The organism is Candidatus Bathyarchaeota archaeon (genome assembly GCA_030739585.1).
Taxonomy (GTDB): Archaea; Thermoproteota; Bathyarchaeia; order TCS64; family TCS64.
This window is the reverse complement of the sequence record JASLYX010000027.1, coordinates 1-541: the sequence shown is the minus strand read 5'-3', so window position 1 is coordinate 541 and position 541 is coordinate 1. Positions and strand designations below refer to the sequence as shown.

Genomic DNA, 541 nt, shown 5'->3' with positions numbered 1-541 from the left:
CTAGCATCTCCATGGGAAAACGCTATCCGCTCCCAACGTCACATTTCCCTGAGGATTCATGGCGCACTCCCCGAGGCACAGGCCCTCATTCAAGCTCTGGCTGGAGACAGACGAGGGGATGGTCTTCGGGCCAGGGCTCTACAGACTGCTCAGGAAAATCTCGGAGGTCGGAACCCTCAAAGCCTCTGCCGAGGGGCTGGGGATGTCCTACAGGTTCGCCTGGGGACTCATCCACAAGGCCGAGAAAAAAATCGGACAACGTCTAGTCATGTCCCATAAGGGAGGGAGGTCAGGGGGCGGTGGCGCCGAGCTCACGGAAGTTGGGCGTCAATTCCTCGACGAGTTCTCCCACGTCGAACTCATTCTCAACGAGCTCCTCACCAACTGGGGGACCAGCGAGAGAGAGCGCCCCCTAGTTCGCTTCAGTGCGGTTGTATCGGGATTAGATGAACGGGATGGAGACACCCTGCTCACTGTCGCAATCGAATCCATGGAAATCGAGCTGAGCATCCCGAGTGAAAGAGCCAAGGGTCTAAAGGTT

Annotated in this window: 1 protein-coding gene; it reads left to right on the top strand. The window is 57.5% G+C overall.

What is annotated here, in order from left to right; all coding sequences use genetic code 11:
* Positions 1 to 58: 58 nt before the first annotated feature.
* Positions 59 to 541, top strand: a 483-nt coding sequence (locus tag QGG23_08420) for a LysR family transcriptional regulator (GenBank protein MDP6049437.1), incomplete at its 3' end; no start/stop codon positions are given.